Source organism: Novacetimonas maltaceti, assembly GCF_002906255.1.
Classification (GTDB): domain Bacteria; phylum Pseudomonadota; class Alphaproteobacteria; order Acetobacterales; family Acetobacteraceae; genus Novacetimonas; species Novacetimonas maltaceti.
In genome coordinates this window covers 198,058-214,578 of sequence record NZ_POTC01000001.1, presented here as the reverse complement: position 1 = coordinate 214,578, position 16,521 = coordinate 198,058, and the positions used below count along the sequence as shown (strand labels likewise).

Annotated in this window: 11 protein-coding genes and 1 pseudogene; 8 read left to right on the top strand and 4 right to left on the bottom strand. The window is 62.2% G+C overall.

Translation table 11 applies throughout. From position 1 onward, the window contains the following. Window positions 1-4: 4 nt before the first annotated feature. The gene (locus tag KMAL_RS01005; RefSeq protein ID WP_110093889.1) at window positions 5-2,644 is read right to left on the bottom strand and encodes a M1 family metallopeptidase; all 2,640 of its coding nucleotides are present in this window, start codon (window positions 2,642-2,644) and stop codon (window positions 5-7) included. 343 nt (window positions 2,645-2,987) lie between these two features. On the opposite strand from KMAL_RS01005, the gene KMAL_RS01000 reads away from it, so the two are divergent. After that, window positions 2,988-4,979 carry a CocE/NonD family hydrolase gene (locus KMAL_RS01000; RefSeq protein WP_110093888.1) on the top strand — a complete coding sequence of 664 codons (1,992 nt, stop codon included), beginning with the start codon at window positions 2,988-2,990 and terminating at the stop codon, window positions 4,977-4,979. Window positions 4,980-5,025: 46 nt separating this feature from the next. After that, window positions 5,026-6,510 carry a peptide MFS transporter gene (locus KMAL_RS00995; RefSeq protein ID WP_110093929.1) on the top strand — a complete coding sequence of 495 codons (1,485 nt, stop codon included), beginning with the start codon at window positions 5,026-5,028 and terminating at the stop codon, window positions 6,508-6,510. Here the strand turns inward: KMAL_RS00995 and KMAL_RS00990 are convergent. Genes KMAL_RS00990 through KMAL_RS00980 form a run of 3 tightly spaced genes read right to left on the bottom strand, consistent with a single transcriptional unit; the run spans window position 6,507 to window position 9,791 of the window. Further along, entirely contained in the window at window positions 6,507-7,271 is a 765-nt protein-coding gene (locus KMAL_RS00990) for an amino acid ABC transporter ATP-binding protein (RefSeq protein WP_239019871.1), read from the bottom strand. The two genes, KMAL_RS00995 and KMAL_RS00990, sit on opposite strands and share 4 nt — an antisense overlap. Further along, window positions 7,261-8,823 (bottom strand): ABC transporter substrate-binding protein/permease, encoded by a 1,563-nt coding sequence (locus KMAL_RS00985; RefSeq protein ID WP_338043474.1) that lies wholly within the window; start codon window positions 8,821-8,823, stop codon window positions 7,261-7,263. Before KMAL_RS00985 ends, KMAL_RS00990 begins: the two co-directional genes overlap by 11 nt. Beyond that, window positions 8,820-9,791: a LysR family transcriptional regulator gene (locus KMAL_RS00980; RefSeq protein ID WP_110093885.1), complete on the bottom strand. Its 972-nt coding sequence runs from the start codon at window positions 9,789-9,791 to the stop codon at window positions 8,820-8,822. Before KMAL_RS00980 ends, KMAL_RS00985 begins: the two co-directional genes overlap by 4 nt. Window positions 9,792-10,090: 299 nt before the next feature. Here KMAL_RS00980 and KMAL_RS00975 point away from each other — a divergent pair, with 299 nt between their 5' ends. The 6 genes and pseudogenes from KMAL_RS00975 to KMAL_RS00955 form a co-directional block, all read left to right on the top strand. Beyond that, window positions 10,091-10,960, top strand: a complete 870-nt coding sequence (locus KMAL_RS00975) for a dimethylarginine dimethylaminohydrolase family protein (RefSeq protein WP_110093884.1) — start codon at window positions 10,091-10,093, stop codon at window positions 10,958-10,960. 195 nt (window positions 10,961-11,155) lie between these two features. Continuing rightward, window positions 11,156-12,334 carry a pyridoxal phosphate-dependent aminotransferase gene (locus KMAL_RS00970; protein WP_110093883.1) on the top strand — a complete coding sequence of 393 codons (1,179 nt, stop codon included), beginning with the start codon at window positions 11,156-11,158 and terminating at the stop codon, window positions 12,332-12,334. A 19-nt stretch (window positions 12,335-12,353) separates the two neighbouring features. After that, window positions 12,354-13,124 (top strand): class II aldolase/adducin family protein, encoded by a 771-nt coding sequence (locus tag KMAL_RS00965; RefSeq protein ID WP_110093928.1) that lies wholly within the window; start codon window positions 12,354-12,356, stop codon window positions 13,122-13,124. A gap of 213 nt (window positions 13,125-13,337) precedes the next feature. Next, window positions 13,338-14,702 (top strand): Nramp family divalent metal transporter, encoded by a 1,365-nt coding sequence (locus KMAL_RS00960; protein ID WP_110093882.1) that lies wholly within the window; start codon window positions 13,338-13,340, stop codon window positions 14,700-14,702. 39 nt (window positions 14,703-14,741) lie between these two features. After that, the gene (locus KMAL_RS17090; RefSeq protein WP_167400036.1) at window positions 14,742-14,882 is read left to right on the top strand and encodes a hypothetical protein; all 141 of its coding nucleotides are present in this window, start codon (window positions 14,742-14,744) and stop codon (window positions 14,880-14,882) included. Window positions 14,883-15,020: 138 nt separating this feature from the next. Beyond that, window positions 15,021-16,355 (top strand): annotated as a pseudogene (locus tag KMAL_RS00955) (dihydroorotase); the annotation flags it as partial. Between the last annotated feature and the right edge of the window lie 166 nt (window positions 16,356-16,521).

Here is a 16,521-nt window from a genome sequence, read left to right as displayed (position 1 = left end):
GGGATTATTTAACATTATTCTCCTGCATCCATTCGGTCACCTGCGTGCGTGCACGCGCGTAGATTTCCGCATTGGATGTGATCTTGTCAGCGGCCTGGCGCGCCGAAACCAGGCTCCCGCGTGAAGATGTGCTCGAAGGATTGCTCAGCAGCGCCCTGGCGATGTCGGGATTGACCGTCTCGCCCGCCACGGCAGGCAATAGCGTTTCCTGAGACCACGGGGAAAGATGCTTGCGGATCTCATCCTGGTTTTTCAGGACGATATCCCACACTTCCTCCGGATGGCCGCTTTCGCGCGCCGTCACCGCAAGTTCGCGGACAATACGGCCATTGGGGATGGCGCCGCTGTAGGCAAGGGCGACCGTGCGGCGGGTCAGCGCCATGTCATGGGACGCCGCCAGCGCATCGAAGAAACGCAGCTTGCGTTCCGTATCGGGTGCCTTGTGAATGAGTTTTTCGATCCGGTCGTATGTTTTCCCGTCCGCTTCACGTCCTGCAATCGTGGCGACGGGCGCCACCAGACTGGCTGGCAGGGAAGACGGGGTCTTCAGGTATTTTTCAAACCGGGCCTGCGCCCCGGCAATGACCGCGCGATCCCCGAACTGTCCCAGCACGCCAATGACCTTCGGGCGGAGCAGGGTATCGGTAAAGGGTTCATCCGCACGCACGTTCCAGCCAAGGCGCTGCATCTGCCCCTGCAGCACGGAACGGGCGAAATCATGGAACCGCGCCTGTCCGGGCGTTCCCGTCATCATGGTGTCAAGCGCCTGCAGGTGCGAAATCGTCTCCTGCCAGACGGCGATGTCATTTTCATGGGTGGCGGGCAGGTTGGCCACCAGCGACAGGTAATCCTTCAGGGATGCCTGCCCGGACTGGAACATGGCGAACTCGTCCCCCAGGAGGTTGGCGCGGTCCGCAGGCCCGAAGGACGCGAATTCCTTCTGCAGCAGCGCAAGCGACGCCGCATCGTAGCGTGTGCGGTAGTACCCGTTTTCGCCAAGGTTGATCTTGACCGCATGGTCACATCCCGCAAAGCGCAGCGTGGACGGGGCCTTGCCCAGCAGGATCTTGTGGACATCGCCTGCCGCCGTGCCGGCAATGACCGGAACCTTCCATTTCAGTGCAGCGGCATGGGGGTCATGGATGGTAAAGCGGCCCTGCGTCAGGGTCAGCACGGTCGTATCGCCCACGCACCGGCGTGCGACATTGACCTGCGGGATGCCGGGCTGTTCGACGAAGCTGCGCGCGACCGAACCGATATCCTGCTCCGAGGCATGCGACAGCGCGGCCCACAGGTCGTCACTGGTGGCATTGCCATAGGCATGGGCCTTCATGTAGTCGCGCATGCCGTCGCGGAAGCGGTCCTCACCCAGCCAGTCCTCGATCATGCGGATCACCTGCTCACCCTTCTGGTAGCTGATCCGGTCGAACGCGCTGCTGGCCTCGCTCACATCATGGATGGTCTGCTGGATGGGATGGGTGGTGGACTGTGCATCCAGCGCCATCGCGGCCTCACGGTCGGCATGCTGGCGCGGCCAGATTTCCCATCCGGGATTGAAATGGTTGGTGGCCTTGGTTTCCATCCACGAGGCGAAACCTTCATTGAGCCAGATGTCATTCCACCATCCCATGGTGACAAGGTCACCCGACCACTGGTGCGCCATTTCATGGGCAACCACCAGATAGACCCATTCGCGGGTTTCGGGCGAACTGCGTTTGGGGTCAAACAGGACGGCATTGTCGATGAACGTCATCGCGCCCCAGTTTTCCATCGCCCCGGCTTCATAATTGCCGGGAATGGCCAGCAGGTCGAGCTTGGGCAGCGGATAGGGGACGCCGAAATACTGGTTGTAATAGGGCAGGATGTCGGTTGCGGCGCCAAGCGCGTATTCGCCGTTCCGCTCCTCGCCAGAGGGGGCGTAGACATTGATGGGGGTGCCGCCACCCTTGCCATGCACCGCGCCAAGATCACCCGCCACCACGGCAAGGAGGTAGCTGGACATGCGCGGCGTCGCGGCGAAATTGACGTATTTCGTCCTGCCAGCCGCCTTCGTGACCGAGGCGACGGGCATGTTGCTGACGGCGGTATAGGCACGCGGCACGCGCACGCTCAGCTGATAGGTCGCCTTCAGGCCGGGTTCATCCCAGCTGGGGAACATGCGGCGGGCATCGGCGACCTCGAACTGGGTTACCAGCATCCGCTTCCTGCGCCCCTTCTGGTCACGGTAATCATCATAATAGATGCCGTTGGGGGTCTGCGGGATCGGCCCGCTATAACGGATCGACAGGACATGCCGGCCCGCCGGGACCTGGCCGGGCACGGGAACACTCAGCGTGGCGGTCTGCGCGGTCTCGTCCTGGGAAATCTGCAGGGCGGTGCCATCGACACTGGCGGATTCAAGCTTCAGGCCGGCCTGGTTCAGCACGATCTGCCCCACCGGGCGGCTTACGGTCAGGTCGATTTCCTCATGACCGCTCAGTACGAGGGCCTTCATGTCCGTATCGACACTGATACGGTAGGCCGAGGGCACGACGGTCGTGGGCAGCCCCCCCGGCGTCAGGGCAGGGACCGCCGCGTGACCTGCGGCATGGGCCGGCACGCTGCTGGCCGCACCACCGGCCAGCAGCGCCAGCACGGGCAGCATGTGGCGTATTGGAAACCTGCCCGGTCCCCCATTCTCTGCGAAACGCACAATCGTCCTCCTTGCGGAATGTTATTACCGTTCCTGTCATAACCTCAAACGGTTAGGGTTTCCTTTGTTATTATGTAAAGTTCATGAAATCGGAAACGCAGGCCCCGCGCCGTCGGTGGATCGCCCGTGCACGGCCATGGCGGGGCAGGGGAGCAGGGTGCGGCCGCCGCCGTGATCGCGTTATTTTTGTTCCCGATCCCATGCGGAAGGCGTTTTGGGCGTTCGGAACGGCAGGCTGCTATGATAAGGGCAATGCAACGACAACGCCCGCTGGGCAATACTGGAGTGGAATGACGTGAAACGGCTTTCCTGGCGGCAGTTGCCGTCACTGGCAATCATGATTGCATGTGTATCGTCCGGTACGCTGGCCGAACGTGGCCTTGCCGCGGACACGCAGGCAGCGACCAAGACGGCAGGCACGCCCGATACATCCGCGTTGATGGTACAGACCGGCAGCGATATTCCCGCCCATGTGGTTTTTCCCACGAACGCACGCAACTATATCAAGCGTGACGTAATGATCCCGATGCGTGACGGCGTGAAGCTGCATACCGTCATCGTCATTCCAAAGGACGCGTCCGGCGCACCGATCCTGCTGACGCGCACGCCCTATCATGCTTCCGCACGGGCAAACCGCATTCCGGACGCCCCTGACATCCGCTCCATCCTGCCCGAAGGCGACGACACGTTCGTGGAAGGCGGTTACATCCGGGTATTCCAGGACATCCGTGGCAAATATGGCTCGGAAGGGGATTATGTGATGACCCGGCCGCCACGCGGCCCGCTGAACCCCACGAAAACGGATGAGACCACGGACGCGTGGGATACAATAGACTGGCTGGTTCACAACCTGCCCGAAAGCAATGGCCGCGTCGGCATGCTCGGCTCCTCCTACGAAGGCTATACCGTGGTCATGGCGCTGCTTGACCCGCATCCGGCGCTGAAGGTCACGGCGCCCGAAAGCCCGATGGTCGATGGCTGGATGGGGGACGACTGGTACCATTATGGCGCGTTCCGCCAGGGCGGGCTTGATTATTTCACCATGCAGATGTCAGAGCGCGCGGAAGGCCATGCCATCCCGCGTGTCGATCATGACGATTACACCAATTTCCTGACCGCAGGCTCCGCCGGGCAGTTCGCGCACAATGCGGGGCTGGACCAGTTCCCGTGGTGGCAGCGTATGCTGGCCCATCCCGCCTATGACGCCTTCTGGCAGCAGCAGGCGCTCGACCACCTGCTGGCGCAGCGCAAGGCGAGTGTCCCGACCCTGTGGGAACAGGGGCTGTGGGACCAGGAAGACATGTGGGGCGCCATCCATTCATGGCAGGCCCTGCAGGCGACGACCCCGTCGGTTCCCAACGTGCTGGTCATGGGGCCATGGCGCCACAGCCAGGTCAATTACAACGGCTCCGCCCTTGGCCCGCTACAGTGGAATGGCGACACCGCATCGCAGTTCCGCCATGAGGTCCTGCGTCCCTTCTTCGACCAGTACCTGCGCCCCGGTTCCGCCCCGGTCCACCTGCCGGAAGCGATCATCTACAACACCGGCAAGAACCACTGGGACTATCTCGATCGCTGGCCGCTGGCGTGTGACGAGCACTGCCCCCATCCGCTGCAGCCCTTCTTCGTGCATGCCGAACATGGCCTGTCCACCCGCCAGCCCGAACATGACGAACAGGCATCGGACCATTACGTCTCCGACCCGCAGCACCCGGTTCCCTTCATTGCCCGCCCGTTCTCCTTCGTTTCGGATTCGGATCGCTGGAAGACATGGCTGGTGCAGGACCAGCGCCACGCCGAAAGCCGCCCCGATGTCCTGACCTATGAAACCCCGGTCCTGACCGCCCCGGTCAAGGTCAGCGGCGTACCCGTGGCCGACGTCTATGCCGCCACCAGCGGAACGGATGCGGACTGGGTCGTCAAGGTGATCGACGTGAACCCGCCGACAACCGCCGATCGCCCTGAAATGGGCGGGTATGAACTGGCGGTATCGATGGACATCTTCCGTGGCCGCTACCGGCAGAGCTTTGCCAAGCCGGCGGCCATCGTGCCGGGGCAGGTCGCGCGCTACCGCTTTACGCTGCCTGCGGTCAACCATGTCTTCGAACCCGGTCACCGGATCATGATCCAGATCCAGTCGAGCCTTTTCCCGCTGTATGACCGCAATCCGCAGAAGTTCGTGCCCAATATCCTGCAGGCGGCCAAGGAGGACTACACCGTGGCCACGCAGCAGGTCTATCACGACCGTGCGCATCCCACCGCCGTCTGGCTTCCGGTCGTGCCCTGAGTGCATGTTGATGCAGAGTTCAGGGAATGACGCCGGCATGAAACCCATGTCGGCACCAGACCGGTCCGCCGCATTCCGGGTCGTCCTTGCCATAGAGATATGGGAACGGTTCGGATTTTACGGCATGCAGGCCATCCTGCTGCTGTACATGGTCCAGAAACTGGGCATGCATGACACGCAGGCCAACATGCTGTGGGGCAGTTTCGCCGCCGTGACCTATGCCGCCCCCGTCATTGGTGGCTGGCTGGGCGATCAGGTGCTGGGATCGCGACGGACAATGGTGGTGGGCGCCATGGTCCTGGCGAGCGGCTATCTCCTGCTGGGGGGAATGACGGGCAATGCCCATTCCCTTTTCCTCGGGATGGCGGTGATTGCGGTGGGGAACGGGCTGTTCAAGCCCAACTCCTGCAATACGGTCAACCTCATCTACCGGGATGAGGAAAAGAAGCTCGATGTGGCCTTCACGATATATTACATGTCGGTCAATATCGGCTCCACCTTCTCCCTTGTCCTGACGCCATGGCTGCAGCAGACCTATGGCTGGGCCATGGCGTTCACGTCCTGTGGCGTGGGACTTGTGCTGGGGATCGTGGCCTATTTCATACGCCGCCGCAGGCTGGATGGTATCGGCACGGCGCCGGATTTCAACCCGGTCCCCCTCCGCCATACCCTCCTGATCTCGGTGGCAACGCTTGTGGCCATTGCGGTCATTGCCCGCATCCTTGAATCCAGTTCGATCCAGGGGATGCTGGTCATGGCGTCCGGCCTGATGATCATGGCGGCATGGATGGTCCTGTATGTCCGTGCGGCCGCCCATGAACGTCCCGGCCTGAAGATCATATACCTGCTGACGTTCGAAGTGGCGCTCTATTTCGTCTTCTACCAGCAGATGGTGACGTCGCTGACGCTGTTCACCCTGCGCAATGTCAGCAAGGACTTTACCCTGCTGGGCATGCCCCTGTTCTCCATGTCGGCAGGGCAGTTCCAGGCGTTCAATCCCATGTGGATCATGCTGGGCACGCCGCTGCTGATCGCGATCTACAACTGGCTGGGGCGCCGCAATGCGGATATCAGCATCGCGGGGAAATTCGTCATCGGCTTTGCCTGTGTCACCCTGTCCTTTGTCATATGGTGGGTCTGCACGCATCTGTGTGCGGGCGACCATGTCTCGCCATGGTGGATGCTGATCGGGTATGGGCCGCTGTCGATCGGTGAACTCATGCTCAACAGCCTGGGGCTTGCGGCGATCGCGCGGTATGTCCCGCCACGTATCAGCGCCTTCATGGCGGGCTGTTTTTACGTGCTGATCGGCTTTGCCATGTATGTCGGCAGCATGGTCGCCAACATGGCGGCCATCGACAATACCGGCGAAGGGGGAACCGACGCGGCACAGACGCTGGTGATCTATGGCACCCTGTTTCGCAACCTTGCCCTGGTGGCGGGGGCGGCAACCCTTGTCTTTGCCCTGCTGCTGCCACTGGTGCGGGGATGGGAACGCGCCAATGCCGCCGCCCGCGCGGGACAGGGTTAGGGGCAGAGCTGCCGTTCGAGGAACATCCGCGCACGCGCGCTGCGCGGCCCCCCGAAAAAGGACGTGGCAGGGGCATTCTCCAGCACCCTGCCACGATCCATGAAGACGATCCGGTCGGCAAGGCGACGGGCGAACCCCATTTCATGGGTGACGAAAATGGTCGTGATCCCGGCGTCACACAGGTCGTCGATGATGGCCATCACCCCATGGATGGCTTCCGGGTCGAGGGCGGCCGTCGGTTCGTCAAACATCATGATCTGTGGCTGCATGCACAGCGCACGCGCGATGGCGGCGCGCTGCTGCTGGCCGCCGGAGAGTTGGGCGGGATAGCGCTGCGCCTGCTCCCGGATCCCCACCTGTTCCAGAAACCCCAGCGCAAGGGCGCGGGCCTGCCCCGGCGACATGTTGCGCACGAGGCGCGGGGCAAGGGTGCAGTTGTCAAGGACACTCAGGTGCGGGAAGAGATGGTAGTTCTGGAAAACCAGCCCCACCATGCCACGAAGTTTCACAAGGTCGGTCGTGCTGTCGATTTCCTCCCCGTTGATCGACAGGGTGCCGCTATCATGGGCCTCCGTCCTGTTGAAACAGCGGATGAGGGTGGACTTCCCGGCCCCTGACGGGCCAAGCACCGCGACCTTTTCCCCCTTGCGGATATCAAGGTCAACGGCATCCAGAAGAAGGTTTTCCCCCCGGTTCCTGCACAGCGCGCGCGCTGCCACGACAACGGGGGCATCGCCTGCCATGGCATGCTCAGCGTTCATGGATGCCTCCCGCAGGGGTGGCCCATCCAAGGCGATGTTCCATGATCTTCTGCAGCATGATGAAAAACAGCACCATCAGCAGGTAATAGACAAGGGCCGCCGCGTAATATTCGCTGAACTCGAAGCTGCGGGCGACTTCCACCTGCGCCACGGACAGAAGTTCGTGCAGCGAAATGACAGACGCCAGAGATGTGGTCTTGAGCAACGTGATGAAATCATTGATCGTGGGCGGCAGGGCAATGCGCAGGGCCTGCGGAAAGACGACATGGCGATAGATCTGCGCGCTCCGCATGCCCAGCGCCCGTCCGGCCGCGACCTGCCCGGCATCGACGGCGGCAAGGGCGGCGCGGTTGATTTCAGCCTGATAGGCGCTTTCATTGAGCGACAGCGAGATCCACGCCGCCAGGAAAGGCGTGAACCATGCCTCCCTGAAGATGGGACAGAACTGCGGCAACGCGTTCCAGACGAACAGCAGTTGCAGCAGGGTCGGCACGGCGCGGAAAACATAGATGTAAAGGCCCAGCAGCGTGCGCACCATCCCTGGCCGGCCGCCAAGCCGCAGGGCAATGGGAACCGAAATCACGATGGCCGTCATATGCGACGCCAGTGCCAGCCCGAGCGTGACCGCAGCCCCCCGCAGGAATGATGCCGACATCAGGGCGTGGAAGAAATCATGCCAGGCAAAGACCGGGGCAGGGGCCGCCGACAGGGCCGTGGCGCTGCTGGGCGCGATCGACCAGCGGCGCGCAATGGCATTGATCCGGCCATTGGCGGACAGGACGGCAATGGCATGGCGCAGGGCCTCGTGATCCTGCGTGTCCTTGCGTATATACAGGGCAAACTGCCGGTACTGCGGATCATCGGTCCGCAGGATGACATGCACCTTGCCGTGCAACTGCTTCTGGCGGAAATATATTTCCACATCCTGGCTGATGAAGGCAAAATCGCGGCCCAGCAGGACCTGCTGCACGACCGTTTCCTCGGTCGGATACTGCTGGATCTCGATGGGGGCCAGGTGCCGCGCCAGCAACTGCCCGTTCAGGCGTTCGATCATGGCGGCGTAACTGGTGCCTGCCTGCACAGCGATACGCCGCCCGGACAGGTCGTCCATCGTGGCGATGGCGCCTGTTGCGGCGGATGCCACGACCACCATCGCCGTATCCAGGTAGGGAACGGCGTCAAAACTCCTCTCCCGACTGGGAAGGCGCGTGACGCCACTTGCCACCAGCGCGCATCGCCCCGCCATGAGGGAGGGAAACAGCCCCACGAAATCCATGGAGGAAACCTCAAGCCGGACATGCCAGTAATCGGCAAGCGCGCGCGCAAGGTCGATATCCACGCCGGAGGGCATGCCCCGGTCATCGCCCTCATGCTTCATGAATGTCATCGGGGGCAGGGTGGGGTTGGTGCAGACGCTCAGGACACCATCATGGATGAACCCGGGTACGGCAGATGCCTGCGCATGGACCGGCCCGGCAGGCATCAGTACGACAAGAAGAAAAAGGCACAGGGATAACAGGTCCATAACCGCGCGGCAGATGGAATATCTCAATACGAGTCTTCCAGTATCGTGCGGAAGGTCTCGATCATCATGCCGGTATCGGGGGATGGACGCACCAGGAAATGGAAACTGGTCATCAGGCGCAGGCTGTCGGGCGCGATATGGCGCAACAGTCCGTCAGCAACAAGCGGGCGTGCATAGGCTTCGGGCAGGAAGCCTATATAATTGCCCGAAAGGATGAGCAGGGCGCGGGCATCGACATTCTCGGCCCCCGCGCAGAATGTCATGTGCCCCTTGATCCGGTCCCACGCGGGGGAGGAAACCGCGCTGGACACTTCGATCATGCGCTGCTGCGTCAGGACATCGAACGTGATGTCGTCCTTGTCCATCTGTGCCAGCGGGTGCGACACGGCGCAGTACAGGCCAAGGGATTCCGTAAACAGCGCCGTGCTCTGCAACTCCGGACGATGGTGGCCATGCAGCACGATGCCCGCCGTGGCGCGCCCATCGAGCACCGCAAGTTCCACTTCCCGCGGGGAAGCGGAATGCATGTTCATGAAAACGGAAGGGTGCCGCGCGGTAAAGGTCTTGATGGCGCGTATGACCGCCGTTTCCCCATGGATCAGGATGTTGTCCGGCATGTACAGCGAAAAACGTCCCGACAGGATGCCGCTTGCCGTATTGATGCGTTGCTGGAAACGCTCGATATCCGCAAGCAGCTCCTCCGTCGCCTCCAGCACCATGCGCCCTTCGCCGGTCAGGGCAAACCCGCTGCGCCCACGCTGGCACAGCTTGATGTTAAGACGGTTTTCAAGGGCCGAGATGTCGATGCTGATGGAAGACTTGCTTTTGCCAAGGGCGATCTCTGCCGCCGCGAATCCCCCGCGTTCGGCCACGGTGCGAAAGACACGCAGCAGACGCAGGTCCACCTCGGCCACCTGGCCACGGAAACCACCACCCCTGCGTCGGCCTGCCGCCATCCGCTTCGTGGAAGACGGGGAAGGGGAGGAAAGGGTCATTGATGAGGCTGTCATGTGCGTCGGGGTCCGTCCATGGTGCCGGTGGGATGAGGGTCACGATGACCTGAGGCCGGATGGTTACGACCTGATAAAGTCTGATGATCGTTACTTGAACGCTTCGGATTGTCCAGAGAGTGCAACATTATATGTCACCGCACAAACAGGTTTTTTGGTTTCGCGCGGTTAATGAGATTTCAAAGTGAACTATGTATCATTCCTATCCCGCCAGATGCGTTGCATTGCTACGCTGCGAAGCCTTCCTGCCAGGCAGACGCGCCATTTCTTCGGGATTTCACATAATGAACGCAAATCACTGGTTCATAGACAGCGAAAGCGGCGCCCTTGCCGATGTGCTGCTGTGCCGGCCAGACCATTATTCATGGATACCGAGCAACGATATCGCGATCCAGACCCTGGCCAGCGGGCGCCGCACCAATCATGCAGACATGCTTTCACAGTTTGATGAACTGGTGGATGCGCTGCGCATGGCGGATGTCAACTGCCATTTCATGACGCCACGGACCGGCCTGCCATATGAGGTCTATACCCGCGACAGTTCGCAGACCACGCCATTCGGCACCGTCGTCACCCGCATGGCGCGCCCAGAACGCCGTGCGGAGGAGGAGGCGGTACGGCAGTTCTATGCCCCCGGCGAAATCTGGAAAACCTGCACGCAGGGCCATGTCGAAGGGGGGGACATACATTTCATCCGTCCCGGCCTGCTGGTGATCGGGGTCAGTGGCGGCCGCACGGACGAAGCCGGGGCAAGGCAGTTCGCCGACTGGTTCACGCAGGAGGGCTGGACCTGCCGCCTGATTCGTTTCCCGGCCCATTTCCTGCATCTTGATGTCATCTTCACGCTGATCAACGACGACACGGCCATTGCGGTCACCGATGTCCTGCCCGATGCCGACCTTGCGTGGCTGCGCGCGCAGGGCATCCGCCTGCTGCCTGTCAGCTACAAGGAAGCGATGAACGACATGGGATGCAATGTCCTTGCATTGGGGAAGGGGCGGGTCATCAGCCCGCACCACAGCAGGCGCATAAACCAGATGATGCGCGCCGAGGGGATGGAGGTCCTGACGCCGCGCCTGGATCAGTTTTCACACGGCGGGGGAAGCGTGCACTGCATGACCATGCCCCTGCGGCGGGCATCCCTGTCACGCTGAGTGCTGACAATACATTCATGTAACGACATTCTGCCCGGATGGTGGTGTGCCATATTGTCACACCCTGATGATCATTGCGGTTCACGTTTCATAATGGAACTTGATCGTAATGAATAAGCCTGCATGATATGTGTCCTCAGGATGGTTGCGGGGCCGTGGTTACCATCGCCCTGACATAACTAAGGAACGCGTATTATGGATACGGATGCGACTTTGTCGGCTGACGCCCGACGCGACCTGCTGCAACGGGGATATTCGCGTCGGCAGTTCGGCCGTATCGGGGCGTTGCTGGGCACCGGACTGGCGCTTGCGTCACTGCCGGGCAGGGTTTCGCAGGCGCGCGGGGTCGTGGCGTCCGCAGGCGATAACGCGGGCAAGGTGCTGATCGACAGCAACGAATGGTGGACCGGCCCCATGGAGGCAGGCGTGCGCGCCGGCGCCGCCATGGTGGCGCAGGGCAACCGGTACTGGCCCAACCGCAACCGGCAGGACCTGCTCAAGGCAGTTTCGGAAATCGAGGGGGTGCCCACCGACCATATCATGCCATGGCCCGGTTCTGGCGACCCGCTGTGCCGCGCCATCGTGACATTCTGTTCCCCGCAGCGGGGACTTGTCACGCTGGACCCGACCTATGAACCGTCATGGGAGACGGCCGAATGGCTGAAGGTCCCGCTGGCGAAGGTCGCACTGCGTCCGGAAAACAACTGGAAAACGGATGTCCGCGCGATGCTGGCGGCCAATCCGAATGCGGGGGTCTACTACATCTGCTCCCCCAACAACCCCACCGGCACGCTGACACCCATTGCCGATATCGAATGGCTGGTCGCCAACAAGCCCGCAGGTTCGATCGTCCTGGTGGATGAGGCCTATATCCATTTTGCCGGCACGCCCAGCGCCGCCTCCCTTGTCGCCGCGGGCAAGGACGTGATCGTGCTGCGCACGTTCTCCAAGCTGTTCGGCATGGCGGGCCTGCGCCTCGGGCTCAGCATGGGACGTCCGGACCTGCTTGAAAAGATGATGCGCTATGACGGGTTCTCGCAATCCTTCATGCTGTCCACCGTTGCCCTTGCCACCGGCCTGGCCAGTGTCACGCGCGCGCAGGAAATCGTGCAGCGCCGCAACGAGATGACAGCCAACCGGGAAATGACATTCGCGCACCTGCGCCAGCGCGGGATCTCCTATATTCCCAGCGTGGCGAACATGTTCATCGTTGACTGGAAACGCCCGGCGAAACCGGTGCGGGAGGCTTTTGCGAAACAGGGCGTCATCATCGGCCGCAACTGGCCCATCTGGCCGAACTGTTCGCGCATCACCGTCGGATCCGAAAGTGACATGCGCAGTTTCTGCAAGGCACTGGATACCGTCATTGCCTGACGCCACACGAAACGCGGACGTGCATGCTGGGAGTGCCGATGTCCCGGCCCCCGCGCCGCCATCGGCGCCGGAACAGGCGCTGCGTTGCGAACTGGCCGCGGCGTATCGCCTGGTGGCGCATTTCGGGATGACCGACCTTGTCTACACGCACCTGTCGGCACGCCTGCCGGGGGCGCACCATGCCTATCTGGTCAACCCTTACGGTTTCCTGTTCGAGGAAATCACAGCAAGTTCCCTTGTCTGCGTCGATGCAGACGGCCACCCGCGCCAGCAGACGGCATGGCCCATCAACCCGGCGGGATTTGTCATCCATTCCGCCATCCACCGTGCCCGGCCCGACGCGGCCTGCGTCATGCACACCCACACGGTGGCGGGTATGGCCGTGGCGGCGCAGGAATGCAGGATCCTGCCCATCAACCAGATCAGCATGGAATTCCATGAGCGCATCGGCTTCCATGCCTATGAGGGACTGGCCGCCGACGACAACCTGAGCGAACGCGAGCGCCTTGTCCGTGACCTTGGCGACAACCATGGCCTGATCCTGCAGAATCATGGCCTGCTGACGGTCGGGCGTACTGTGGCGGAATGTTTTTACCGCATGTACTATCTGGAGCAGGCCTGCCGCATTCAGGTCGCGGCCCAGTCCACCGGGATGAAGCTGCATTTCCCGTCACTTCCCAGCATCCTGCGCGCGCGCAGGCAGTTCGAGGAAGACCCCGACCAGGGACGGCTGATCTGGCAGGCACTGATCCGCAAGCTCGATCGTGAGCAGCCGGACTATCGCAACTGACCTGCGGGTGCCGGCAGCCATGACCGTTGCCGGCACCGGTTTCCGCCCCTTCGCACACCCCTGACAACAGGATGCCCCTGCGGGTTCGCGTTGCCCGCGGCCCTGTAATCTGCATGCTATGAAAAATTGTTATCACTACAAGATATAGCCTGTTGCATATTTTATGGCAGTGGCGTTCAATGACCTGGCACCAAGGTTTTCAGGCAGGTCTTCATGTCCGCTCCTCCTCCCGCGTCGCCGCCTTCGCGGACATGGCGCTTCACCCGGCAGGGCACGGAAGTCCGGAGCCTGCCCGAAGTCCATGCCAGCATCCATGTCCCGGACAGCAGCGCCCGGTGGTGGCGTCGTTTCCTGGCGTTCGTCGGGCCGGGATACATGATTTCGGTCGGATACATGGACCCGGGCAACTGGGCCACCGACCTGCAGGGCGGCGCGCAGTTCGGCTATCACCTGCTGTGGGTCGTCATGCTGTCCAACCTGATGGCCATCGTGCTTCAGGCACTCGCCGCACGACTGGGCATCGTGACCGACCATGATCTGGCGCAGGCATGCCGGGACCATTTCCCCCCGCTGGTGAATTCCGTCCTGTGGCTGTCATGCGAACTGGCCATCATCGCGTGCGATCTGGCGGAAGTCATCGGCACGGCCGTCGCCCTGCAACTGCTGTTCGGCCTGCCCCTGATCGGGGGATGCATCGTGTCCATTGCGGATGCCTTCGTCGTGCTGCTGCTGATGCAACGCGGCTTCCGCTACCTCGAATCCTTCATCATCGGACTGCTGGTCATTATCGCAGGCTGTTTCGTGGTCCAGATCATCGCGGCCGTTCCCTCCATTTCCGCGATCCTGCGCGGCTTTGTGCCATCGACGCAGATCCTGGCCGATCCTTCGATGCTGTATATCGCCATCGGCATCATCGGGGCGACGGTCATGCCACACAATTTGTACCTGCATTCCTCCATCGTGCAGACCCGCGCCTTCGGCCGCACCCCGGCGGGGCGGCGCGACGCCATCCGGTGGTCGACACTCGACAGCACGATCGCCCTCGTGCTGGCGCTGTTCATCAATGCCGCGATCCTGATTGTCGCGGCGGCGGCATTCCATGCCAGCGGACATCGCGACGTGGCCGAGATTTCAGATGCCTATCGCCTGCTGTCGCCCGTGCTGGGGGTGGGGATCGCCTCGACCCTGTTCGCAACGGCCCTTCTGGCGGCAGGCATGAATTCAACCGTTACCGGCACACTGGCCGGGCAGATCGTCATGGAAGGGTTCCTGCACCTGTCCATGCCATCATGGGCGCGCCGTCTGCTGACGCGCGGCCTTGCGGTCATTCCCGTCCTGTTCGTCACATCACTTTATGGCGCGCACGGGGTAGGGGAGTTACTGATGTTCAGTCAGGTGATCCTGTCCATGCAGTTGCCTTTCGCGGTCATCCCGCTGGTGATGTTCGTCTCGGACCGTAGCAAGATGGGGGAATTTGCGATCCCCCCGGCGATGAAAGCCATCGCATGGAGCATCGCTGCCGTCATCCTCATCCTCAATGCCAGGCTGCTGTGGGACAGCCTGATGTCGCTGGGCTGAACAGTGGCACGCAGCATCCATTCGTTTACGGAGGAGCAAATGACCGACCCGACGCATGATGTCACGCCCGCGCCAGTGCATCTGGGCAACCGGCATGCCGCCCCGGACTATCACCTCGGCCGCCTTGTCATCATCACGATGGCGATTGCGTGCATAACCCTGTTTTTCATTCTCCAGTAGGTCGCATGACGGGATGCCATGCGTGAAAGCACATGTCTTCTTCTGGACGTGTGGGTTCATGTCGATTATTTTCCGTCCACCGCCGGAGCCGGTTGTGCATTCATCTGCTCCTGAAACATGAACGAGACGGGAAAGCAGATGCCGGGCACATCGTACGACCTTGTTTTGAAGAATGGGACTGTCGTCCTTCCCGACCAGACCGTGACGACGGACATTTTCGTGCGCGACGGGCGCATCGCGCGTATCGGCGGCACGGGCAGCGCGCATCGTACGCTGGAATGCACGGGCCTGACCATCCTGCCGGGCGTGATAGACACGCAGGTCCATTTCCGCGAACCCGGCCCCGGCGATGCGGAAGACCTGGAATCCGGCAGCCGCGCCGCAGTGCTTGGTGGCGTGACAGGCGTGTTCGAGATGCCCAATACCCGCCCCCCCACGGACACTCCCGAAGCCGTGGCGGACAAGCTGGCGCGTGCGCACGGACGCATGTGGTGCGAACACGCATTCTATGTCGGGGCGACGACAGATAATGCGGAACAGTGTGGGGAGCTTGAAAAGCTGCCGGGCACGGCGGGGATCAAGATTTTCATGGGATCCTCCACCGGCAGCCTGCTGGTGTCCGATGACCGCATCCTCGAACGTGTCCTGCGCTCCGGCTCCCGCCGCGTCGCAATCCACGCCGAGGACGAGGACAGGCTGCTGGAGCGCGTTGGGCACCGGATCGCGGGTGACCCGTCGTCCCACCCGGTCTGGCGTGACGAGGAAACGGCGATGCGCGCGACGCAGCGTATCGTGGCCCTTGCGCGCAGGACGGGCCGCCGTATCCATGTCCTGCATGTCACCACCCCGGCGGAACTGGAATTCCTTTCGGCCAACAAGGACATCGCCAGCTGCGAGGTCACGCCCCAGCACCTGACCCTGGCGGCGGAGGAGGCCTACCCCGAACTGGGCACCCTGGCGCAGATGAACCCGCCGATCCGCAACCGCGCGGCGCGTGACGGGCTGTGGTACTGGATGGGGCAGGGGGTACCCGACATCATCGGATCCGACCACGCCCCGCATACCATGACGGCGAAGGAGCGCGCCTATCCCGACTCTCCCTCCGGCATGCCGGGTGTGCAGACGCTGCTGCCGCTGATGCTCGACCATGTCGCGGCAGGACGGCTGACGCTGCGCAAGGTGGTGGACATGACGTCCGCCGGACCCCAGCGCCTGTTCGGACTGGTGCGCAAGGGACGGATTGCCGTAGGCTATGACGCTGATTTCTCGATTGTCGACCTTGACGCCCGTTGGGAGATCCGACAGGACTGGCTGGCGTCGCGCTGTGGATGGTCGCCTTTTGTCGGCCGCACCCTGACCGGCCGTCCCGTCGGGACCATCATCCGGGGCAATACCGTCATGTGGGAAGGCGAACTGCCCGGCAAGGCCATCGGCCAGCCTTTCCGTTTCGATGCCACGGACCGACCGCAAGGCATGGCGCAGGACCCCGTCACCCGCCCATCCATGGATGACGGTGTGACAGTACCGAACGCCTCAGCATGGAGGAAATGGACCAGCGCGGCAGGGAAATAAAGAATACCGTAAAAGATGCATTCAGTCGGTTTTGCAAAACAGAATATAAATCCACGGGATCGCCAGA